Origin of the sequence: Streptomyces sp. NPDC088387 (assembly GCF_044753385.1) — a bacterium.
In the GTDB taxonomy this organism is placed as follows: Bacteria; Actinomycetota; Actinomycetes; order Streptomycetales; family Streptomycetaceae; genus Streptomyces.
Genome location: NZ_JBIVNC010000002.1, coordinates 369,429 through 391,777 on the forward strand (window position 1 = coordinate 369,429; position 22,349 = coordinate 391,777).

Annotated in this window: 20 protein-coding genes; 7 read left to right on the top strand and 13 right to left on the bottom strand. The window is 71.4% G+C overall.

All coding sequences use genetic code 11. From position 1 onward, the window contains the following. Positions 1-12 precede the first annotated feature (12 nt). On the bottom strand, positions 13-705 hold the full coding sequence (locus ACIQAC_RS06320; protein WP_402187567.1) for a pyridoxamine 5'-phosphate oxidase family protein: 693 nt from the start codon (positions 703-705) through the stop codon (positions 13-15). A 9-nt stretch (positions 706-714) separates the two neighbouring features. Further along, positions 715-1,785 carry a zinc-dependent alcohol dehydrogenase family protein gene (locus ACIQAC_RS06325; RefSeq protein ID WP_402187569.1) on the bottom strand — a complete coding sequence of 357 codons (1,071 nt, stop codon included), beginning with the start codon at positions 1,783-1,785 and terminating at the stop codon, positions 715-717. A gap of 282 nt (positions 1,786-2,067) precedes the next feature. On the opposite strand from ACIQAC_RS06325, the gene ACIQAC_RS06330 reads away from it, so the two are divergent. From ACIQAC_RS06330 to ACIQAC_RS06345, 4 genes are all read left to right on the top strand, one after another. Further along, a complete protein-coding gene (locus tag ACIQAC_RS06330; protein WP_402187571.1) occupies positions 2,068-2,445 on the top strand; it encodes an STAS domain-containing protein in 378 nt (125 codons plus the stop codon). A 133-nt stretch (positions 2,446-2,578) separates the two neighbouring features. Then, complete coding sequence (locus ACIQAC_RS06335) at positions 2,579-3,160, top strand: hypothetical protein (RefSeq protein ID WP_402187572.1); 582 nt, start codon at positions 2,579-2,581, stop codon at positions 3,158-3,160. Positions 3,161-3,197: 37 nt separating this feature from the next. Continuing rightward, positions 3,198-3,653 (top strand): OsmC family protein, encoded by a 456-nt coding sequence (locus tag ACIQAC_RS06340; protein WP_402187574.1) that lies wholly within the window; start codon positions 3,198-3,200, stop codon positions 3,651-3,653. Positions 3,654-3,687: 34 nt separating this feature from the next. Beyond that, a complete protein-coding gene (locus ACIQAC_RS06345; protein ID WP_402187576.1) occupies positions 3,688-4,332 on the top strand; it encodes a universal stress protein in 645 nt (214 codons plus the stop codon). 69 nt (positions 4,333-4,401) lie between these two features. Here the strand turns inward: ACIQAC_RS06345 and ACIQAC_RS06350 are convergent, their stop codons facing one another. The 5 genes from ACIQAC_RS06350 to ACIQAC_RS06370 form a co-directional block, all read right to left on the bottom strand. Further along, positions 4,402-4,899 (bottom strand): flavodoxin domain-containing protein, encoded by a 498-nt coding sequence (locus ACIQAC_RS06350; protein ID WP_402187578.1) that lies wholly within the window; start codon positions 4,897-4,899, stop codon positions 4,402-4,404. A 33-nt stretch (positions 4,900-4,932) separates the two neighbouring features. Beyond that, positions 4,933-5,664 (bottom strand): CBS domain-containing protein, encoded by a 732-nt coding sequence (locus ACIQAC_RS06355; RefSeq protein ID WP_402187579.1) that lies wholly within the window; start codon positions 5,662-5,664, stop codon positions 4,933-4,935. 31 nt (positions 5,665-5,695) lie between these two features. Next, a complete protein-coding gene (locus ACIQAC_RS06360; RefSeq protein ID WP_402187581.1) occupies positions 5,696-8,389 on the bottom strand; it encodes a GNAT family N-acetyltransferase in 2,694 nt (897 codons plus the stop codon). 173 nt (positions 8,390-8,562) lie between these two features. Then, a complete protein-coding gene (gene gap, locus ACIQAC_RS06365) occupies positions 8,563-9,576 on the bottom strand; it encodes a type I glyceraldehyde-3-phosphate dehydrogenase (RefSeq protein WP_402187582.1) in 1,014 nt (337 codons plus the stop codon). 31 nt (positions 9,577-9,607) lie between these two features. Continuing rightward, positions 9,608-12,001: a phosphoketolase gene (locus ACIQAC_RS06370; protein ID WP_402187584.1), complete on the bottom strand. Its 2,394-nt coding sequence runs from the start codon at positions 11,999-12,001 to the stop codon at positions 9,608-9,610. Between the two features lie 41 nt (positions 12,002-12,042). Between ACIQAC_RS06370 and ppk2 the strand changes: the two genes are divergently transcribed. Continuing rightward, complete coding sequence (gene ppk2, locus ACIQAC_RS06375) at positions 12,043-12,846, top strand: polyphosphate kinase 2 (RefSeq protein WP_402187586.1); 804 nt, start codon at positions 12,043-12,045, stop codon at positions 12,844-12,846. 17 nt (positions 12,847-12,863) lie between these two features. Here ppk2 and ACIQAC_RS06380 read toward each other — a convergent pair whose 3' ends face one another. The 4 genes from ACIQAC_RS06380 to ACIQAC_RS06395 form a co-directional block, all read right to left on the bottom strand. Further along, complete coding sequence (locus tag ACIQAC_RS06380) at positions 12,864-13,742, bottom strand: universal stress protein (RefSeq protein WP_402187588.1); 879 nt, start codon at positions 13,740-13,742, stop codon at positions 12,864-12,866. Between the two features lie 5 nt (positions 13,743-13,747). Next, positions 13,748-14,770 carry a zinc-dependent alcohol dehydrogenase gene (locus ACIQAC_RS06385; RefSeq protein WP_402187590.1) on the bottom strand — a complete coding sequence of 341 codons (1,023 nt, stop codon included), beginning with the start codon at positions 14,768-14,770 and terminating at the stop codon, positions 13,748-13,750. A 44-nt stretch (positions 14,771-14,814) separates the two neighbouring features. After that, positions 14,815-15,720: a universal stress protein gene (locus tag ACIQAC_RS06390; protein WP_402187592.1), complete on the bottom strand. Its 906-nt coding sequence runs from the start codon at positions 15,718-15,720 to the stop codon at positions 14,815-14,817. Between the two features lie 151 nt (positions 15,721-15,871). Then, positions 15,872-16,501 (bottom strand): hypothetical protein, encoded by a 630-nt coding sequence (locus ACIQAC_RS06395; protein WP_402187593.1) that lies wholly within the window; start codon positions 16,499-16,501, stop codon positions 15,872-15,874. Positions 16,502-16,726: 225 nt separating this feature from the next. Between ACIQAC_RS06395 and ACIQAC_RS06400 the strand changes: the two genes are divergently transcribed. Both ACIQAC_RS06400 and ACIQAC_RS06405 read left to right on the top strand, forming a co-directional pair. Then, a complete protein-coding gene (locus ACIQAC_RS06400; protein ID WP_402187595.1) occupies positions 16,727-18,469 on the top strand; it encodes a SulP family inorganic anion transporter in 1,743 nt (580 codons plus the stop codon). 47 nt (positions 18,470-18,516) lie between these two features. Continuing rightward, positions 18,517-19,347: a hypothetical protein gene (locus ACIQAC_RS06405; protein WP_402187596.1), complete on the top strand. Its 831-nt coding sequence runs from the start codon at positions 18,517-18,519 to the stop codon at positions 19,345-19,347. On the opposite strand, the gene pflA is transcribed toward ACIQAC_RS06405, so the two are convergent. Then, positions 19,341-20,072 (bottom strand): pyruvate formate-lyase-activating protein, encoded by a 732-nt coding sequence (gene pflA / locus ACIQAC_RS06410; protein WP_402187597.1) that lies wholly within the window; start codon positions 20,070-20,072, stop codon positions 19,341-19,343. The two genes, ACIQAC_RS06405 and pflA, sit on opposite strands and share 7 nt — an antisense overlap. After that, the gene (gene pflB / locus ACIQAC_RS06415; protein WP_402187598.1) at positions 20,069-22,327 is read right to left on the bottom strand and encodes a formate C-acetyltransferase; all 2,259 of its coding nucleotides are present in this window, start codon (positions 22,325-22,327) and stop codon (positions 20,069-20,071) included. The genes pflA and pflB overlap by 4 nt, the downstream gene beginning before the upstream one ends. Between the last annotated feature and the right edge of the window lie 22 nt (positions 22,328-22,349).

A 22,349-nucleotide genomic window follows, 5' to 3' on the forward strand; every position in this document is an offset into this window, starting at 1 on the left:
GGCGGCGCCGGATCACACACGGATCCGGCGCCCGGTGACCGTGTCCGCCGCGACCCGCATCCACAGGTCGCGCCCACCGCCGGCCCAGGGCCTGCTGTGGACCTGGCCGTCGAGCCGGCGGGTCTCGGCGGGGTCGGTCACGGTCTGCGCGTTCCCGAGCACCAGGACGCTCCAGCCGGAGCTGAGGGCGTCGTCGACGCGGTCGACCTCGAAGGCCACCCGGTGGCCGGCCGCCAGCGACGGTGTCGCGCCGACAGCCGTCCGGAAGACGATCGCGCCGTCGACGACGCCGTAGTTGACGGGCACGACGAGCGGCCCCTCGTCGGCGGGCACCGCGATCCGCCCCACACCGTGCGTACCGAGCAGGGCCCGGCACTCGTCGGCGTCCAGCTCCGTGAACTGCGGTGTGCGGGCGGCCTGTTCGCGGCCGGGCGGGAGATCCGCGGTGCCGCCGGTGAGCTCCGTCGTCGTGGTCTCCAGTGCCGCGGCCAGGCGTCCCAGTACGCCGCGCTGGGGTGCGGCGCCGGGATGTTCTTCCAGGTGGCTCAGGTAGCTGAGCGCCATGCCCGCCCGGTCGGCCGTCTCCTGCCGGTTCAGGCCCAGTCGTGCACGGCGTGCGGCGATACGGCGGCCCAGGTCGCCCAGGGGGCGCTCCTCCACCGGTGTCCCGTCATCGGCCGGTGTCCGTTCGGTCATGGTCGTCATCTCCGATCCTCAGGCCGTGCCCACGGCCACGACGTCGTGCCGTTCTCCGCCGAGTACGACCTTCAGGGCGCCGGTGTCGGCGGCACGGGCGAAGACGTCGTACGCCTCTTCCATGCGGTCGAGCGGGAAGGTGTGCGTGACCAGCTGTGAGGTCGGCAGCCGTCCGGCCGCCGCCATGCGCAGCAGGGTCGGGGTGGAGTACGTGTCGACCAGGCCGGTGGTGATGGTGATGTTCTTGATCCACAGGTCTTCGAGGTGCAGGGTCGCGGGCTTGCCGTGCACACCGACGTTGGCGACATGGCCACCGGGGCGGACCATCCGGGTGCACAGCTCGAAGCTCTCCGGAACCCCGACCGCCTCGATGACCACGTTGGCGCCCAGTCCGTCGGTGAGGTCGGCGACCAGCTGCTCGGGGGCCTCGCGGGCGTCGGCCACCGCGTCGGCGCCCAGCTTGCGGGCGGCTTCCAGCCGGGCCGGGGCCAGGTCGACGGCGACGATCCGCTCCGGGGAGAACAGCCGGGCGGTGCTGATCGCGGCGAGCCCGATGGGCCCGGCACCGACCACGACCACCGTGTCCCCGGGACGGACATGGCCGTTGAGCACGCCCACCTCGTAGGAGGTGGGGAAGATGTCGGCCAGCAGGACGGCGTCGGCGCTGTCCATGGTGGCGGGCAGCGGGTGTACGGACAGGTCCGCGTACGGCACCCGGACGTACTCGGCCTGGGTGCCGTCGATCAGGTGGCCGAGGATCCAGCCCCCGCCGCCCCGGCACTGGCCGTAGCCGCCCTGGCGGCAGTAGGCGCAGCGCCCACAGGCGGTGATGCAGGAGACCAGGACCCGGTCTCCGGGACGCACCGTCCGCACATCGCTGCCGACCTCGACGATCTCGCCGACCGCCTCGTGGCCGAGCACGGTACCGGGGCGCACCTCGGGCACGTCGCCCTTGAGGATGTGCAGGTCCGTGCCGCAGATGGTGACCGAGTCGACGCGTACGACGGCGTCGGTGGGCTCTTTGACGGCCGGGTCCGGTACGTCCTCCCAGGCGGACTGTCCGGCACCGTGGAACACGAAGGCTTTCATGACGCTCCTCACCCCAGTTCGTTCGGCTGCGGGGCCCGGGGCCCGGCGACGAGACGTCGGCAGCCGGTCGTGACCGGTGGCGCCGTCACGCCGGAATCGCCCCGCATGTCCAGCCTGGCCCTCGTCCGCGGGTGCCGCTTGGGCCGGTCGGGCCCTTCTCACCGGCCGGACGGGAACGTGTGCGCCCGCCGCGCAGGACTGCCCCAGATGTCCCACCGAACGTGGCCGGAGGGGACCGTTCGGCCCTTCCTGACCGTCCGTCGGCGTGGCTTGGATGTGCCCATGTCCGACAACCTCACGTGGCCTGTATCGCCCCTCGCGGCCCCTGTGGTCCACACCGCCGACGGGGCGACCGTCGTGACGCCGTCCGGTGAGATCGACCTCGCGACGGCGATTCCGCTGACGGCACTCCTCGACTCGCTGACCTGCGGCCCGCACCCCGACCTGGTGGTCGACCTGACGTCCGTGTCCTTCATCGACTGCGCCGGGCTCGGAGCCCTGTGCCGGGCCCGCAACCGGGTCCTGGCCCGCTCCGGACGGCTGCGTCTGGTCGCCGGTGGTCGCGGCTTCTCGCGGGTCGTCCGCGCCGCCGGGCTCGGCGGGGTCTTCGAGATCCGGCCCTGCCTGTCGGGGGTGCTGCCAAGTCCCGTCGCGATCTAGGCCGTTCGGCCCCATACCCCGTCGCGAAGAGGTCCCGGGCGGCCCCACGACAGCACCTGGTCGGCCCGTGTTCCGGCCCCGGCGGGGCTGCCACCTTCGAAGGGTGACGAACGACTGGAGGAGGTGCGGAGTCATGGGACCCGGAAAGCCGATGAGCAACCGGTTCTGGCGCCTGCGGAGCAACCCGCTGCGGCGGCGCGACGACATCGTCGAGGGCTGGGTCGTGCTGGCCGTATGGACCCTCGCCGTCGCGGGAGGTACCACCGTCGGCCTGGTCGCGGCACACGCCACCGAGGTGACACTCGACCAGCAGCGCGCGCAGCGGCACTCCGTGCATGCCGTCCTCCTCGCCGACGTACCGAAGCCCACGGTGAGCAGGTTGTCCTCGGGTGACAAAACCCGGGCAGAGGTCCGCTGGACGGCACCCGACGGCTCCAGTCGCACCGACCGCACCTTGGTCGACACCGGCCTGAAGTCCGGAACCCGTGTCGTGGTCTGGCAGGACGGCCAGGGCAAGCTGGTCACCGAGCCGCCGAGTGCCACCGAGGCCGCCGTCGAGGGGGCCGTCATGGGCGGCTTCGCGGGGCTCTCCCTGGTCGGCGGCGTCCACGCCGTGGGCACGCTCGCCCGCTGGCGGCTCGACCAGCGGCGTATGGCGGGCTGGGACCGGGAGTGGGATCTGGTCGGCCCGCAGTGGGGGCACCGCGCCGGCTGAGGCCCGGCCCCCTGAAAACCTCCGAGGAGGTACAGACATGAACGACACCCCGGCACACCTTGCGACGTCTCCCGGGCGCATCGCCACGCCACCGGTTCCCGGACGCGTCATCGTCACCCGCACCACCGGCGAGGCATACGGGATCTCCGTACGCGGGCACGAACTCACCATCGACCAGCCGGTGGCCGCCGGCGGAAACGATGACGGCCCCACTCCGGTCGAGCTGTTCGTCGTCTCGCTCGCCTCCTGCGTCGCCTACTACGCCGGACGGTTCCTCCAGCGCCATCACCTGCCTCGTGAGGGGCTGCGCGTCGAGGCGGACTTCACGATGGCCGACGACAGGCCCGCCCGGGTCGCGTCGATACGTATCAGCGTCCTGCCGCCCTCGCAGCTGAGCGAGCCGCAGCTGGCGGCCCTGCGCGCGGTGGTCGACCACTGCACGGTCCACAACACACTGCGACAGCCGCCCGAGGTGTCGGTCGAGATCGGCTGATCCGGCGAGAGCGGCAGAGAGAAGGCAGATCGACATGGAACGTGTGATCATCGCATACGTCGGCCGCCCGGCGCCCTGCCACGCGGCTGCCCGCTGGGCCTCCTGGGAAGCGACCCGGCGCGGGCTTCCGCTCCGGGTGCACCGCCACTGGACCCCCGCCGTCGCCGAGGTGGCGGAGATGGTCGTGGCCGGCGCGCGGGACCTGGACACCGTGGCGGGTGCGCCCTGTCCCGTAGTCCTGGTCCCCGAGGAGTACGGGGAGACCCACGCAGCGGAGGCAGTCCTCGGCGTGGACGCTCGACACCCCGGGGCCGGAGCCGTCGGCTTCGCCTTCGACACCGCCCGGCGCTGGGGTGTACGGCTGCGTGCCGTGCACGCCTGGCACTTCCCCTCCTGCGCCACCGAACTGCCCTTCGGGATACCGGAGGAGGACCGAGCCGCCTGGGAGGACCACGAGGTGCAGCTGCTGTCCGACACGCTGCGACCCTGGCGGGAGAAGTACCCGGAGGTGGCGGTGCTGGAGGACGTCCGGCTGCTCACTCCCGTCCAGGCGCTCGTTCAACGGTCCGCGAGTTCCGGGCTGCTGGTCGTCGGCCGGAGGGAGCCGGACGGACCCGGCGCGGTCGTGCGCGGGCTCGCTCGTGAGTCCCTGTGCCCCGTCGCTGTGGTGCCCTCATAGCCGTACGCCATGCGGAGGGGGCGGTCCTGGTACCAGGACCGCCCCCTCCGCTCACCACTCACCGTCTTCCTACCGGCGGGCCAGCTCGGCGGCCACTCGTCCCGCCCACTCCTCGATGACGGTGAGGTCCCGGAAGTCCCCGCCCTTCCCGGAGCGCAGGATCATCCGGGCCACCCATCCCTTGGCGCCTTCCTCCAGACAGCCGCCGAAGGTGACGTGCTCGCGGGCGTCCAGCCGGGTCATGGCCTTCTTCACTCCGGGCACGGGCGGGATGTCCCGCCCGACCGCCTCGGCGCCGAGGGGGCCGCTGCTGAAGAGCCACAGCGGGCGTCCGGCGAGGGCCCGGCCGTGGCGGCGGACGAAGCGGCGGGCGTCCTTGTGCCAGCGCCCCGCGTACAGGGCGCCGCCGACCACGACGGCCTTGTACGACGCGACACTCGCCACGGACCCGGCGGGCAGTACGTCGACCGTCAGTCCGTCCTTGCGCAGGACATCGGCCACCGCCTGGGCGATCTCCGCGGTCGATCCGTTCCTCGTTCCGTAGGCGACCAGCACGCTGCTCGGCATGGCGGTCCGCCTCCTCTCCTCAGGGTCTCGGGCTCACAGCCGGCGCAGCCAGTCGTCGGTCACGCCGTGCACGGCCGGTTCGTCGGGGCGCAGCCGGTCGTCGTCCAGGCGCCAGGTGAGCCGGCCGACCACGCCGACCACGCCGTCGATCTGGCGGACCATGGAGACGGCGATCTCCGTCTCGCTCTTGCGTTCCATCTGCCCGGTGAGGGTGACAACCCCCTCGGTCACGGAGACGTCAATGCTGTGGGGCGGTATCCACAGGGCCCGCACGAGCACTCCCTGGACGACGACCTCTCGGATCTCTTTGTCGGGCCGGAGGAAGACCTGGAGCAGGTCGTGGCGGGTGACGATGCCGACCAGGCGGTCCGCCTCGTCGAGCACCGGCAGCCGCTCGACGCGCCGCCCGGCCATGGTGCGGGCGGCCTCGACGATGGTGTCGTCGGCGTGCACGGTGATCGGGGGTTCGGTCATCAGCTGTCCGGCGGTGCGCGCCTGTGCCTTCCGGGCCTGTCGCCGGGCGCTGCGGGTCAGGTCGGCGAGCCGCCGGCGGCGCGGCGGGTCGAAGGGGTCGGGGGTCGCTGCCTGGCGGACCATCAGGTCCGTCTCGGAGATCACGCCGATGACCTTGTCGTCCTCGTCGACCACGGGGAGTCCGCTGATGCGGTGGTCGGCCAGCAGCCGGGCCACCTCTTTGAACGGGGTGCCGTACGTGGCCCGGACGACCTCGGTGGTCATCACGGAGCCGACCTTGTCGTGCTTCATGGCTCTTGCCTCCTCGAAAGGGTCAGCGTGATCAGCGCAGTCGGCGCAGATAGGGGTCGTGGGGGCGGCGCGGCAGCAGGCGGATCCGTGCGTCGAGCACCGTGACCTGGCCGGGTGCCGCGAGTACCGGGTTGAAGTCGGCCTCGGCGAGCTGCGGCAGGTCCACCGCCATTCGGGACAGCCGCAGGAGCAGTTGTTCCAGTGCTTCGAGGTCGACGGATACGCTGCCGTGCGCACCGAACAGCAGCGGCGAGCAGCGCGGGGACGTGATCAGGTCGTGCACGTCGTGGTCGGTGAGCGGGGCCAGGCGGGCCGCGTGGTCGGCGAGTACCTCCGTGGCCGTGCCGCCGAGCCCGAACAGGACGAGCGGCCCGAAGACCTCGTCCTGGACGACGCCCGCGAACAGTTCGGTGCCGCGCGGGGCAAGGGGCTGGACGACCACGCCGGTCATCAGCCCGGCGAACCGTGTCTCCAGGTCCCGGAACGCCGCCCGGACCTGGGAGTCGCCCCGCAGGTCGAGGTGGACGGCGTGCTCGGTGGTCTTGTGCACAAGCCCTGGCCAGTGGGCCTTCATGACGACCCGGCCGTCGAGGCCGCGCAGCCGGTCCGCGGCCTGCACGGCGTCGTCCTCGGTCTCGGCCCAGGCCCACGGGATCTGCGGGATTCCGTAGCAGGCGAGCAGGGCGGCGCAGGTGCGCGGGTCGAGCCAGCCGCCGTCGGAGTGCGCCACCAGGTACTCCTCGACCAGCGTGCGGGCCCGTTCCGTCTCGACGCCGTCGAGGTCGGGGACGGTGCCGACGGGCCGGGCGAGCCAGGCCGCGCGGTCGGCGGCGTGGGCCAGCGCCCGTGCCGCCGCCTGTGGTTCGGCGTACGCGGGGATCGTCCCTCCGGCGGTCGCGGGCAGCAGCTCGACGGACCGGTCCTGTTCCAGGCGTACGACGGCCAGGGGCTTCCTCCAGTGCGCGGGAGCCCGGGTCAGGGCCCGCACCAGGTCGTCGCCGGTCGCCTCGGCGACCGCCGTGGGGACCAGGGCCACCAGCACGGCGTCGATTCCCGGGCACCGCATGAGCCGGTCCACGCACGCACCGAGTTGTTCCTCGCCCACGGCGGCGGTGGCGTCGACCGGGTTGCCGACCGCGGCGCCCTCGGGCAGTACGGCGAGCAGGTCGTCGACGGTCGCGGGGGTGAACGGCGGCAGGGCGAGCCCGGCCTCCGCGCAGGCGTCGGCCGCGAGGACACCGGCGCCGCCCGCGTTGGTGAGGATCGCGACCCGGGACCCGGCGGGCAGTGGCTGGGAGTGCAACAGGGCGGCGGTTTCCAGGAGTTCGCCGACCGAGCGGGTCGCGGTGACACCGGCCTGGGTGAACAGGGCCTCGCGGGTCATGGTGCGGGTCGCGGCGGCGGCCGTGTGCGAGGCGGCGGCGCGGCGGCCCGCGTCGGTGCGGCCCGCGTCGACGGTCAGCACCGGCATCCGGCGGGCCACCCGGCGTGCCGTACGGGAGAAGGCGCGCGGGTTGCCGAAGGACTCCAGGTGCAGCAGGGCCAGGTCGGAGCGGCCGTCTCCCTCCCACCACTGGAGCATGTCGTTGCCGCTGACGTCGTACTTGTCGCCCAGGGAGACGAAGGAGGAGACACCGATCCCCAGCCGGGACAGCCCGTCGAGCAGGGCGATACCGATGCCGCCGGACTGCACGGCCACCCCCGCGCTGCCGGGGCGGGGGTGGTTCGCGGCGAAGGTGGCGTCGAGACGCAGGTCCGGGTCGGGAGCGGCGATGCCGAGGCAGTTGGGGCCGACGAGGCGCATGCCATGAGCGCGGCAGGTGGCGAGCAGGTCCCTTGCCTGGCACGCGTCGAGACCGGCGGTGACGACGAGCAGAGCACGGACGCCCGCCTTTCCGCACTCTTCGGCGGCGGAGGGGACGGCAGCGGCGGGTACGGCGAGTACCGCGAGGTCTGGGGTCCTGGGCAGGGCGCCGACGGAGGGGTGACAGGGCACGGAGAGGATCGAGTGCGCGCCCGGGTTCACCGCGAACAGGCGGCCGGTGTAGCCGCCTTCGCGCAGGTGGTGCAGGATCGCCCGGCCGACCGATCCGGGTTTGCGCCCGGCGCCGACGACGGCGACGACGTCCGGTCGCAGCAGGGGCCGCAGACTGGCCACGTCGGCCGCCCGGCCCCGCGCCTCCACGGCCGACAGGTAGGTGTCGTCCTCGGCAAGCCGGATCGTGCAGCGCACCTCCGGGCCCTCGAAGCGCCGGGCGGTGCGCAGGCCGAGGTCGGCGAAGAGCCGCAGCGCCTCGTGGTTCTCGCTGAGCGCGTCGGCGGTGAAGGCGGTGACGCCCTCCGCGCGCGCCGCCGAGACCAGGTGCTCGACGAGCAGGGTGCCCACGCCGCGGTGGTGCAGCCCGTCGGCGACGGCGATGGAGATGTCGGCCTCGGTGCCGCTGTCGCCGGTGTCGTACTCGGCGAGGCCGATTACCTGACCGTGGTTCTCCGCCAGCAGGGCCCGGTATCCGGGGCGTGGCGCGGCGCAGGCCCGGTCGGCGGCCATCGCGGCGGATCGCCGGCTCGCGGCGAAGAACCTCAGCCGCAGGTTCTCCGGGGACATCTCCTCGTAGAGGCCCTCCAGTTGGTCGTGGTCGCCCGGCACGACCGGGCGGATGCACACGGTGGTGCCGTCCGCGAGCAGGGCGTGCACCGGGGGGCGGTCGAGCGTCTTGTCCGTCATCGGGGTCTCCTCCAGGCCTGTCCTTGCACTTCGAGCATCCAGCGGATCGGGGAGAGGGCCCATGGGCTGCCCGGGGTGGACCCGGGGCCGGTCGGCCCAACGTCCCGCGCTGGTGGTCCCGGGCATGCGGAAGGGGCCGGTGATCGGCGGCACCGGCCCCTTCCCGACCGAGGTCACTCGCCGGCGGCCAGGGCCGTGAGATCGAGGAGCCGGTTGGTGTAGCCCCACTCGTTGTCGTACCAGCCGAAGACCTTGACCAGCGTTCCGTTGGCCTGGGTCAGCGCGGGGTCGAAGACGCAGGAGGCGGGGTCGCCGATGACGTCGCGGGAGACGATCGGGGCCCTGGAGACGCGCAGGATGCCGTGCAGCGACCCGGCCGCGGCCACGGCGAACGCCTCGTTGATCTCGTCCGCGCTCGCCTCCCGGTTCAGGACCACGGCGAGGTCGGTGAGCGAGCCGTCCTCGACGGGCACGCGCACGGCGATCCCGTCCAGCGCCCCGGCCAGCTCCGGTACCACCAGCCCGACCGCACGGGCGGCTCCCGTACTGGTCGGGATGATGCTGAGAGCGGCCGAACGGGCCCGGCGCAGGTCCTTGTGCGGGCCGTCGATCAGGGCCTGGTCGTTGGTGTAGCCGTGGATGGTGGTCATCACACCGCGCTCGATACCGAAGGCCTCGTGCAGCACCTTCACCATCGGGGCGACGCAGTTGGTGGTGCAGGACGCCGCTGAGACGATGCGATCGCGATGGCGGTCGTACGTGGTGTCGTTGACGCCCATGACGATGGTGGCGTCCGCGTTCTTGCCGGGCGCGGACAGCAGCACGGTGTGCGCCCCGCCCTTCAGATGCAGGGCTGCCGAGTCACGGTCGCGGAAGCGGCCGGTCGACTCCACGACGACGTCGGCGCCGTGGTCGGACCAACGCAGGGCGGCCGGGTCACGTTCCGCTGTGACGGTGATGCGGCGGCCGCCGACGGTGATCGAGCCGTCGTCGTGCGCAACATCGCGCCCGATGTGCCCGAACGTCGAGTCGTACTCCAGTAGATGGGCCAGGGTGCTGGGTGAGGTGATGTCGTTGATCGCGACCACCTCGACGTCCTGGGTGCCCGCCTCGGCCCGGTCCAGGGCGGCGCGCAGATAGGTGCGGCCGATCCGGCCGAAGCCGTTGATGCCGACGCGTACGGTCATGACGGTGAACTCCTTTCACGGGAACAGTTGTTCAGCTGTTCCAGGTCCAGTCGGCGACTTCGGGAAGGTCGGTGCCGTGCTCTCGGATCCAGGCGGCGTGGCGGGTGCGGGCGTCGGCCATCCGCTGACGTATTGCGGCGGCGCGGACCGCGAGGCCGGGGACGCGGTCGATGACGTCCATGACCAGGCGGTAGCGGTCCAGGTCGTTGCGGACGACCATGTCGAACGGGGTGGTCGTGGTGCCGGACTCCTTGTAGCCGCGTACGTGCAGGTTGGCGTGGCCGGTGCGGCGGTAGGCCAGCCGGTGGATCAGCCACGGATAGCCGTGGTAGGCGAAGATCACCGGCTTGTCGGTGGTGAACAAACCGTCGTACTCGAAGTCGCTCATCCCGTGCGGGTGTTCCTCGCGCGGCAGCAGACGGGTCATGTCGACGACGTTGACCACGCGCACGGCGAGCTCGGGCAGGTGGCGCCGGAGCAGCTGAGCGGCGGCCAGGACCTCCTGCGTGGGGACGTCCCCGGCACAGGCGAGGACGACGTCCGGTTCGCGGGAGCCGTCCTCCGTCCCGGCCCACTCCCAGACGCCCGCGCCACGCGCACAGTGGACCCGCGCCTGCTCCATGGAGAGCCAGTCGAAGCAGGGCTGCTTGCCGGCCACGATCACGTTGACGTAATCGCGGCTGCGCAGGGCGTGGTCGGCCACGGACAGCAGGGTGTTGGCGTCCGGCGGCAGATAGACCCGTACGACTTCGGGGCTCTTGTTGAGGACGTGGTCGACGAAGCCCGGGTCCTGGTGGGAGAAGCCGTTGTGGTCCTGGCGCCAGACGTGTGAGGTGAGCAGGTAGTTGAGGGAGGCGATCGGGGCCCGCCAGGGCAGCTCCCGCGAGGTCCTGAGCCATTTGATGTGCTGGTTGACCATGGAGTCGACGATGTGGACGAACGCCTCGTAGCAGGAGAACAGTCCGTGTCGGCCGGTGAGGAGGTAGCCCTCCAGCCAGCCCTGGCAGGTGTGTTCGGAGAGGATCTCCAGTACCCGGCCGTGCCGGTCGAGATGTTCGTCCACCGGCAGGTGTTCGGCCTGCCAGGCCTTGCCACTGGCGTCGAAGACGGCCTGGAGGCGGTTGGAGGCGGTCTCGTCCGGGCCCACGACACGGAAGTCCCGGCGCAGCCGGGTGTCGTGCATCACCCGCTCCAGCAGGTCACCGAGAACGCGGGTCGGCTCGTGCAGGGTCGTGCCCGGCTTCTCCACAGCCACGGCGAAGTCGTCCAGGGACCGGATGGGCAGGTCCCGGACGAGGAGGCCGCCGTTGGCGTGCGCGGTGGCGCCCAGGCGCCGGGTGCCGTCGGGGACGCAGGCCAGGACGTCGGCGCGGGGGCGGCCGTCGGCGTCGAAGAGTTCCTCGGGCCGGTACGAGCGCAGCCACGCCTCCAACTGCCGCAGATGCTCCGGGTTTTCGCGTACGGCGGCCAGCGGCACCTGGTGGGCCCGCCAGGTGCCCTCGACGGGGACGCCGTCGACCTCGGCGGGGCCGGTCCAGCCCTTCGGGGTGCGCAGCACGATCACCGGCCAGTGCACGCGCTCGGCGACGCCGTCCTCACGGGCCGAGCGCTGCATTGTGGCGATGCGGTTCAGCGCGTCGTCGAGGGCGGCGGCCATGGCGCGGTGGACGTTGGCCGGGTCGTCGCCGGTGACGTGGATCGGGTCGTGGCCGCAGCCCCGCAGCAGGGCGTCCAGTTCGGCTTCCGGCAGGCGGGACAGCACGGTCGGGTTGGCGATCTTGTAGCCGTTGAGATGCAGGATCGGCAGCACGGCGCCGTCGTGGACCGGGTCGAGGAACTTGTTCGAGTGCCAGGAGGCGGCCAGCGGCCCGGTCTCCGCCTCGCCGTCCCCGATGACGCAGGCGACCAGCAGGTCCGGGTTGTCGAAGGCGGCGCCGTAGGCGTGCGACAGCGAATAACCCAGCTCGCCGCCCTCGTGGATCGAGCCCGGCGTCTCGGGCGCAACGTGGCTGGGTACTCCGCCGGGGAAGGAGAACTGCCGGAACAGCCGCTCCATGCCTTCCGCGTCGCGTGGCACGTCCGGGTACGTCTCGCTGTAGCTGCCCTCCAGCCAGGAGTTGGCCAGCACGGACGGCCCGCCGTGGCCGGGTCCCCATACGCACAGCGCGTCCAGTCCACGTGTCCTGATCACCCGGTTGAGGTGGGTGTACACGAGGTTGAGGCCGGGCGAGGTGCCCCAGTGGCCGAGCAGGCGCGGCTTGATGTGCTCCGGTGTCAGGGGCTCGGTCAACAGTGGGTTGGCGAGCAGGTAGATCTGCCCGGCGGTGAGGTAGTTGGCGGCTCGCCAGTGGGCGTTCAGGGTGCGCAGTTCGTCGTCGGTAAGTACGGTGGCGTCCTGGTGTTCGACGCGTTCGACCTCGGGCATGGGATGGCTCCGTGGTTGGGTCATCGGACGGTGGAGGCGGCATGGCCGGTAAGAAGGCGGCGAGGGTGCCGCGTGAGACCTACGAGAAGGAACTGCTGCGTCTGCAGACGGAGTTGGTGAAGCTCCAGGAGTGGGTACGGGCGGAGGGCGCCCGGCTGGTCGTGGTCTTCGAGGGGCGGGACGCGGCGGGCAAGGGCGGCACGATCAAGCGGGTCGCGGAGCACCTCAACCCGCGTGTCGCCCGGATCGCGGCGCTGCCGAAGCCGACCGAGCGCGAGCGCAGCCAGTGGTACTTCCAGCGCTACGTCGAGCATCTGCCGGCGGCCGGGGAGATCGTGCTGTTCGACCGGTCCTGGTACAACCGGGCTGGAGTCGAGCACGTGATGGGCTTCTGTACGAAGGAGGAGTACCAGCTGTTCCTGCGCCAGTGCCCGGTCTTCGAGCGGATGCTGATCGAGACGGGGATCGTGCTGCGCAAGTACTGGTTCTCGGTGAGCGACACCGAGCAGCAGGAGCGGTTCCGGCGCCGCCTGGAGGATCCGCTGCGCCGCTGGAAGCTCTCCCCGATGGACCTGGAGTCGATCACCCGCTGGGAGGAGTACTCCCGGGCCAAGGACGAGATGATGGTGCACACCGACATCTCGGAGGCCCCCTGGCACATCGTGGAGAGCGACGACAAACGGCGGGCCCGCCTGAACATGATCGCGCACCTGTTGGGCTCGGTGCCCTACGACGACGTCCCGCCGCCGGTGCTGGAGCTGCCCGCGCGCCCGCCGTCGACCGGCTACCGGCGCCCGCCGCGCGATCTGCAGACCCGCGTCCCCGACCACGCGGCGAGCCTCTGAGCAGCCGGTCATCCCGGTCACCCCTGCTCGGGCACGATCACGACCGGGCAGGCCGAGTGGTGCAGCACGCCGTGGGCGACCCGGCCCAGCTGGAGCCCGAAATGCCGTTGCCGGCGGCGGGCGCCGAGGACCAGGAGGTCGGCGTCGCGCGAGGCGTCCACCAGGACCGTCCGGGTGTGGCCCTCGACCGTACGGCGGTGCACCTCGACATCGGCGGGAACGTCCTGAAGCGCCTTCTCCAGAGCCTCCACGGCCTGCTGCTCGTGCAGCCGGGCGGGTTCCCCGGCCAGCAGTGGGTGGTCGGTGGTCTCGTGCGCGGGGCACCGCCAGGCCCGCACGGCCTCCAGCCCGGCCCCGCGCCGCCGCGCTTCCTCGGCGGCGAAGCGCACCGCCGCCGAGGCCACCGGCTGCTCGCCCACGCCGACGACCACACGTCCGTGGGTCGTGGGAAGGGCCTGGTTGTCGTGGCTGCCGCGCACGATCACCATGGGGCAGTGGGCGTGCCCGGCCACGGTCAGGCTCACCGAGCCGAGCAGCGCCTCGGCGATGCCGCTGCGGCCACGGGTGCCGGTCACCAGGAGGGAGGCGCTGCGGCTCTCCCTCAGCAGCGCGTACTCGGGTTCCTCGGGCTGTACGTCGGTGGCGACCCTCACCTCGGGCCGACGTGCCGAGGCCCGCCGGGCGGCGGTCTCCACGACGTCCTCGGCCCGTACCTGCACGGACGGCTTGCTCAGGTCCTCGGCGAGCTGGGCGCCCTCGTACCGTTCCCACAGAGTGGCGTACACCAGCCGCAGCGGCAGCCCGCGTGCGGCGGCCTCGTCCGCCGCCCAGTCCACGGCCCGCAGCGCGGGCTCGGAGCCGTCGACGCCAACGACGATCGGCAGGTCCGTCGTCATCGCCGTCACCGCCCCGCGTCCAGGTCGAAGACGATCCGGGCCTTGACCTCGCCACGCAGTACCTCGTCGATCGACTCGTTGACGGAGGCCAGCGGGCGGGTCTCGCAGATGACCTTCGTACGGCCGGCCGCGTGCAGCTGGAAGACTTCGGAGAGGTCCTGCCGGGTGCCGACGATCGAGCCGATCACGCTGGTGCCGTTGAGGACGGTGTCGAAGACGGGCACGCGGACCGTGCCGTGCGCGGGCAGGGCCACCATGACCAGTTTGCCGCCGCGCCGCAGTCCGGCGTTGACGGCCTCGAAGGAGGCGTCGTTGACGGCGAGCGCGATCGCGGCGTGCGCGCCGCCGTGCTGTTTCAGGACCGCCCCGACGTCGTCCTTGCGGGCGTCGATGAGGATGTCGGCGCCCAGTTGGGCGGCGAGTTCGAGCTTCTCGTCGGTGACGTCGATCGCCGCGACGGTGGCCCCGGCGATCTTCGCGTACTGCACGGCGAGGTGGCCCAGGCCGCCGACACCGGAGATGGCGACGAGCTGGGACGGACGCACATCGGCGACCTTGAGAGCCTTGTACGTGGTCACGCCCGCACAGGTCAGCGGCGCGGCGTCCGCGGCACTCACGCCCTGGGGCACCGGCTGGGCGAAGTCGGCCCAGGCCAGCATCTTCTCGGCGTACCCGCCGTCGCACCCGTAGCCGGTGTTGACCTGCTGCTCGCACAACGTCTCCCAGCCGGACAGGCAGTGTTCGCACCGCCCGCACGCCTTGCCCAGCCAGGGCACGGCGACCCGCTGCCCGACGGACAGGTGGGTGACGCCGTCGCCGAGCTTCTCGACGCGGCCGACACCCTCGTGGCCGGGGACGAACGGCGGGTTGGGCTTGACGGGCCAGTCGCCGTGGGCGGCGTGGATGTCGGTGTGGCACAGCCCGGAGGCCTCCACACGGACCCGGACCTGGCCGGGGCCGGGCTCGGGGTCGGGACGGTCCTCGATGACCAGGGGTTGGGCGAAGGCTCGGACGACTGCTGCCTTCATGACTGCTGCTCCAAAAGGAATAGGGGGCGGGGGCGAACGGTGGGTCAGCCGTGGGCGACGACGGCCACGGGGGAGGCGGCGTGGTGCAGGACGCCGTGCGTGACCGGACCGATGTGGGCGCCGAACGCGCGGCGGCGGATGCGGCGGCCGATGACGACCAGGGATGCCTCGCGGGAGGCATCGATCAGGTGATCTGCGGCGCTGCCGATGCGGGGCCGCAGGACGACCTCGGTGCCGGGGTGCTTGTGCCGCCAGGGGCGCAGGATCTTGGTGAGGGCTGCGGTCTCCTCGCGGAACAGTTCGTCGTTCAGACCCGAGTCCATGGCCAGGCCGTAGGCGTAGTAGGGCGGCAGGCGCCGGCAGTAGACGACCCGCACGCCCGTGTCGCGCCGGGCAGCCTCAGCGAACGCGAAGTCGATGACCGCGTCGGCGGGAGTGTCGGCGTCCAGGCCCAGGACCACGGGCCGGAACGGGGACGCTGCGGACGGGATGCCCGCCGGGTCCATCTGGTGCTCGTCGGCGGCCTGTTCGCCGGCCCGGACCAGGACCACGGGTACCTCGGCGTGGGCGACGACGGAGAGTCCCACGGACCCGACGAGAAATCCACCGAGGCCGCTCAGTCCACGCGAGCCGAGGACCAGCAGTTCAGCGTCCTTCGCCGCGTCCACCAGGGCTTCCGCGGGCGTGCCGGTCGCCTGCTCGACGCTCACCTCCACGCCGGGGTGGCGCAGCCGGATGCCGTCCGCCGTCTCGCGGGGAACCCGCTCGCTCCAGTGCTGGTGTGTCTCGGCACCGAGCAGCGGGGCCTGTGCCATCGGCGCCGGCACGGGCTCCCAGACCTGGACCAGCTTCAGCGGCAGGTCACGCAACCGTGCCTCACGGGCGGCCCACTCGGCCGCGGAACGGCTCTCGGCGGAGCCGTCGAGTCCGACGGTGACGGTGCGGGTCATGATGTCCACCTCCTGATCGGGGGTTCTGATTCAAGGTTCGTCCTCGCACGCGGCACCCGGCAGGGGCCGCAGGTCCCTCCAAGGGGCCGAACGGCCCTGGCCGGTGTCCGGTACGGCGGACCCGCTGCCGGGCCCGCCGCACCTCCCGCGGTCACCGCAGCCAGCGGCTGCGACGGACCAGCGGGAGCTTGGCCCAGAGCCTGCCGAGGCCGAGGGTGTCGCCTGCGGCGACGGCGGCCAGGGCGATGAGGGCGACGGCGTAGACGAGGTGGTAGTCCGCGAACGGGTTCGTCGACATGCTCGGCGAGCCGTCCGAGAGATGCCGGGCGGGCGGCCACTCGGCCAGCCACATGAACGCCATCATCAGCGTGCCCGCGGCGGCCGCGAAGCGCAGAGCGACGCCTGCAATGAGCGCGATCCCGATTCCGGCCAGGCCGAGCATGAACAGCCAGTCGGCCCAGGCGGCGCCCGCCCAGGAGTGGAACGTGGACTCCATCGGGCCCGCGGCCACGCCGCTGAGGAACCCCTTGGTCGGCGAGCCGCCGTCGATCCAGCCCTTGCCCGAGGGTGTGGCGTAGCCGAGGCCGAAGGTCTTGTCGAGGAAGGCCCACAGGAAGACGAACCCGGTGAGCAGACGCAGGGATGCGAGGACGTACGCCCCCGTGGTGTGCGTGTCGCTGAGTGCCGACACGGCGGACTCGGAGGTGGAGGCGTTCCGGTTCCTGCGGAAGGACGGCAGGTGGAAGCCAGAGCTCCGGTGAGGGTGCTCGTGCACGGCCATGGTGGTGATCCCTTCGGGGAGGAGGGGGCGGTCCGGTTCGGTTTCTGACACCTCTCACTCTGGTCTCGCGGGACGACGACCGCCGGGTGCCGATGGACCATGACCGTTGGGCTGAACGGCCCTGTTTCCAGGGACCGTTCGGGGACTCGCGCTGCCTCCGCTGTACAAGGCTCGCGGTTGCGGCCGGGCCGGTGGATCCTGAGGCCCGACGCGGGAAGGTGGTTCATGAGGCAGGAGACGGGAGCGCACACACGGGTGTGGCACCGCCTGGCACCCGGAGCCGTCGTGCTCCTCGGTTACCGGCGTGCCTGGCTGAGGGGCGACCTGCTGGCCGGGGTGACGGTGGCCGCGTACCTCGTCCCCCAGGTCATGGCCTACGCAGGCGTGGCCGGCCTCCCGCCGGTCGCCGGGCTGTGGGCGATCCTGCCCGCCCTCGCCCTGTACGCCCTGCTGGGTTCCTCACGCCTGCTCTCGGTCGGCCCCGAATCCACGACCGCCCTGATGACGGCCACCGTGGTCGGCCCCCTCGCCGCGGGCGACCCCGGCCGTTACGCCACCCTGGCCGTCACCCTCGCGGTCACCGTCGGACTCCTGTGCCTGGTGGCGCGGGCGGTACGCCTCGGCTTCCTCGCGGACCTGCTCTCCCGTCCGGTCCTGATCGGCTACCTGGCGGGGGTGGCACTGATCATGATCGTGGACCAGCTGCCGAAGCTCACCGGAGTACGGACGACCGGTTCGGAGTTCTTCCCCCAACTGTGGTCCTTCGTCTCCCACTTGCCCGATGCCCACGCGGCGACCGTGATCCTCTCCGCCGCCGCGCTGGCGTTCCTGTTCACGGTGCCGAAGCGTGTACCGGGCCCGCTGCTGGCCTTCGTCCTGGCTACCGCCACCGTGGTCGTGTTCGACCTCGACGACCGGTACGGCATCAAGGTGATCGGCGACATTCCCTCCGGCCTGCCCGCCCTGGTCGCGCCGGACCTGAGCGAGCTGCCACGTCTCGTACTGCCCGCCCTCGGTGTGCTCATCGTCGCGTACACCGACTTCATCCTCACCGCGCGGGCCTTCAACACCGAGGACTCCGGGCTCGACGCCAACCAGGAGTTCCTGGCGCTGGGCGCCGCCAACCTGGGCGCGGGCTTCCTGCACGGCTTCCCCGTCAGCAGCAGCGCAAGCCGCACCGCCCTCGCCTCCTCGGCGGGCGCCCGCAGCCAGGCGTACTCGCTGGTCGCCGGTGCCTTGGTGCTCGCCGTCCTGCTCTTCCTCAGCCCGCTGCTCACCCGGGCGCCCTCCGCGGTCCTCGGCGCGCTCGTCGTCTACGCCGCCGTCCGGATGATCGACCTCGCCGGCTTCCGCCGCCTCGCGTCCTTCCGCCGCCGTGAGCTGCTGCTCGCGCTTGGCTGCCTGGCCGGGGTGCTCGCCCTCGGCATCCTCTACGGCGTGCTCGTGGCCGTCGGCCTGTCGGTGGCCGAACTGTTGAGCCGGGTCGCTCGGCCGCACGACGCAATCGAGGGTGTCGTGCCGGGCGTGGCCGGCATGCACGACGTCGACGACTACCCGATGGCCCGCACGATCCCCGGCCTGCTCGTCTACCGCTACGACTCCCCGCTGTTCTTCGCCAACGCGGAGGACTTCCGTCGCCGTGCGCTGGCCGCCGTGGACGCACAGACCGCGCCCGTACGGTGGTTCGTCCTCAACACCGAGGCCAACGTCGAGGTCGACATCACCGCCCTCGACGCGGTCGACGAACTGCGCCGTGAACTCGCCCGCCGGGGCGTGGTGTTCGCGCTCGCCCGCGTGAAGCAGGATCTCCTGGACGACCTTGAGGCGTACGGCCTCGCCAACTCCGTGGGGCCGGAGCTGATCTTCCCGACGCTGCCGACGGCAGTGGCCGCGTACCGCCACTGGGCCGACGCGAAGCAGGACCGGACCGGAGCGAAACCCGATGAGAGCCATGATCAGGGTATCTAGGCCAAATCGGCACGACACGGCGCCCGGTGGGCTGTGAAAATGCCGGCGTGAAACTTCTTTCGTCGCCGGTGATCGGGTGCGCAGCCGAGATCGCCAAGGACATCCACCCCAAGGAAGAGCTGGAACTCCTCTTCATGAAGGCCGGTCTGGACAGCTTCGTACCGACCGACCCCTACACCAAGGCCGAACTGGTGATCAGGACGGTCCGAGGCGCCCAGCAGCAGGCAGCCGACGCCGACTTCGCGGCCCGTAAGGCGCTGTATGAGTTCGTACGGCTGATCGCGGAGCGGACAGCTCCCTCCGAGCAAGGTGACATCCCCACCGGAACACCTTTCTGGCGCCTGAGTGAGGCCCTCAGGGCAGACGGCTTCGACCTCGTCGCGGAGTACGAGATCTCCGAGGACACGTGGGGTCGCTCCATGACGAACCTGGTCGGCGTACGACTCCTCCCTCTGGACGAGCCCCGTGTACCGCTCAGTAACGAGATCACGTCCCTGGAGCACGCCTTCGACCGGCTCGGGATGACCGTCGCGAGGAACTGCTACCGCCAGGCCGTGGACAACCTCGTGGAGCAGCGGTTCGAGGCGGCGAACGGACAGTTGAGAGCGATGTTCGAGGCGGTCGTCGTACACGTGGCCACGGCTCACGGATTCACCACCACGAGACAGGGGGCGGGAGGGCCGGCCGTCCGGCACCTCATCGACCAGGGCTTGTTGCCCGAGAACGACGGAGGTTCCTTCGTGCGCGGCCTGTGGCAGATCACCCACACCAACGGGTCGCACCCAGGTACCTCCGACGCCGGGGAGGCGCGCTTCCGCCTTCAGGCCATGACCGGTGCGGCCCGCTACCTGATCGACCGCTTCACCCCGGTTCAGTAGGCCACCACGCCGTGCACGCGGAACCGCTCCCGTACCTGCTGAACCGAATCCTGTGCCGGGCCGGGCGTATCGCGCAGCGGGAACGGGAGGCCGAGGGCCTCGTACTTCGCGGCGCCGAGCCTGTGGAACGGCAGGACGTCCACGCGGTCGACCGAGTCGAGCCCGGCCACGAAGTGGGCCAGACCTTCGACCGCGTCGGGATTGTCGGTCCAGCCGGGTACGAGGACGTACCGGATCCACATCGGGATCCCGAGCCGGCCGAGGCGGGTGGCGAAGTTCAGGGTGGGACGGAGGTCACCGCCCGTCAGTCGCCGGTAGGTCGGGACGTCGAAGGACTTGATGTCCAGCAGAACCAGGTCGGTGTCGGCCAGCAACTCGTCGGAGGCGCGGGCGCCCAGGAAGCCGGACGAGTCAAGGGCGGTGTGCAGTCCGGCCTCCTTGCAGCGGCGCAGGATCTCGCCGGTGAAGGCGGGTTGCAGAAGCGGCTCGCCGCCCGTGACGGTCACTCCGCCGCCGGCCGCGGTGATGAAAGCGCGGTACTTCTCGATCTCCGCCATCACCTCGTCGACGGTCGCCTCCTTCCCGTCGCGCATGTGCCAGGTGTCGGGGTTGGCGCAGTACAGACAGCGCAGCGGACAGCCGGAGACGAACAGGACGAACCGGGTCCCGGGACCGTCCACGCCGGTGGACAGGTCCCAGGAGTGGATCCGGCCGATGACGGTCATCGGGACTCGTGGAAGGTACGGCTGATCACGTCGAGCTGCTGCTCGCGGGTCAGACGGACGAAGTTGACCGCGTACCCGGAGACTCGGATGGTCAACTCCGGGTGCTTCTCCGGGTGGTCCATCGCGTCCTCCAGCGTGGCCCGGTCCAGGACGTTGACGTTCATGTGGAAGCCACCGGCCGCCATATAGGCGTCGAGGATGCCGACGAGGTGCCGAGCGCGCTCGTCGGGCACGTGCCCGAGTCCTTCCGGGGTGATCGTCGTGGTCAGTGAGATCCCGTCGCGGGCCTGTTCGTACGGCAGCTTGGCCACCGAGAGCGCCGAGGCGGCGACCCCGTGCCGGTCCCGTCCGTTCATCGGGTTGGCGCCGGGGGCGAAGGGTGCCCCGGCGCGGCGGCCGTCGGGGGTGTTGCCGGTGTGGTGGCCGTAGACGACGTTCGAGGTGATCGTGAGCACGGACTGGGTGTGCTCGGCATCCCGGTAGGTGGGATGCCGGCGCACCTTCGCCATGAACGACTCCACCAGACCTACGGCGATGCTGTCGGCGCGGTCGTCGTTGTTGCCGTACGCCGGGAAGTCGCCCTCGGTGCGGAAGTCGACCGCAAGCCCGGTGGCGTCCCGGAAGACCTTCACGCGCGCGTACTTGACGGCGGACAGGCTGTCGGCGGCGACGGACAGGCCGGCGATGCCGCAGGCCATGAAGCGGTGCACCGGGTGGTCGTGCAGGGCCATCTCGATGCGTTCGTAGGCGTACTTGTCGTGCATGTAGTGGATGACGTTGAGGGCGTCGACGTACGTCTTCGCCAGCCAGTCCAGGACGCGGTCGTACGCCGCCGACAGCTCGTCGTGGTCCAGGTACTCCCCGGTCAGCGGGGGCGCCGCTGGCGCGATCTGCTCGCCGGTCATCTCGTCCCGGCCGCCGTTGACGGCGTACAGCAGGGCCTTGGCGAGGTTGACCCGTGCCCCGAAGAACTGCATCTGCCTGCCCATCGCCATCGCCGACACACAGCAGGCGATCGCGGTGTCGTCCCCGGTGCACGGACGCATCAGCTCGTCGGACTCGTACTGGACGGCGCTGGTGTCGATGGAGGCCTGGGCGCAGAACTCCTTGAATCCGGTGGGCAGCCGGGGCGACCACAGGACGGTCAGGTTCGGCTCCGGGGCCGGGCCGAGGTTGTACAGGGTCCGCAGGAAGCGGAACGAGGTCCGCGTGACCAGCGTGCGGCCGTCCTCACCCATGCCGCCGATGGACTCCGTCACCCAGGTCGGGTCGCCGGAGAACAGGGCGTCGTACTCGGGGGTGCGCAGGAACCGTACGATCCGCAGCTTGATCACGAAGTCGTCGATCAGCTCCTGGGCGCGGGACTCGTCGATGAGCCCGGCCGTCAGGTCCCGCTGGAGGTACACGTCGAGAAACGTGGACGTGCGGCCCAGGGACATCGCGGCGCCGTTCTGCTCCTTCACGGCGGCGAGATAGCCGAGGTAGAGCCACTGCACGGCCTCGTGGGCGGTGGCGGCGGACCGGGAGACGTCACAACCATACGTCGCCGCCATCTCGGCCAGCTCCCCCAACGCCCGTATCTGCTCGGCGAGTTCCTCCCGGTCGCGGATGACGTCGGCGGTGGAGGGACGGGCGTCCAGCAGAGTCCGCTCGGCTTTCTTGGCCTCAATGAGCCGGTCCGTGCCGTACAGCGCGACCCGCCGGTAGTCGCCGATGATCCGGCCGCGGCCGTAGGCGTCGGGCAGCCCGGTGATGATGCCGGCCCTGCGGGCGGCCTTCATCTCGGGAGTGTAGGCGTCGAAGACACCGTCGTTGTGGGTCTTGCGGTAGGTGCCGAAGACCCGTGCGACGAACGGGTCGGGCTCGTAGCCGTACGCCTTCAGACCGCTCTCCACCATCCGCAGGCCGCCGTTCGGCATGATCGCGCGCTTGAGCGGGGCGTCGGTCTGGAGGCCGACGATCAGTTCGCGGTCGCGGTCGATCCAGCCGGGGGCGTGCGAGGTGATCGTGGAAGGGGTGGCGGTGTCGACGTCGAGGACGCCCCGGCGCCGCTCCTCCGGGAACAGGCCGCTGACCTTCTCCCAGACCGCGCGGGTGCGGTCGGTGGGTCCGGTCAGGAAGGACGCGTCGCCGTCGTACGGCGTGTAGTTGTCCTGGATGAAACCGCGCACGTCGACGCGCTCGCGCCAGCCGGTGCCCGCGAAGTCCCGCCAGGCGTCGGTCGTCCGGTGGTCACCTGTCACGGTGATGGTCATCGCCGTTTCCTTCCGTGCTTGT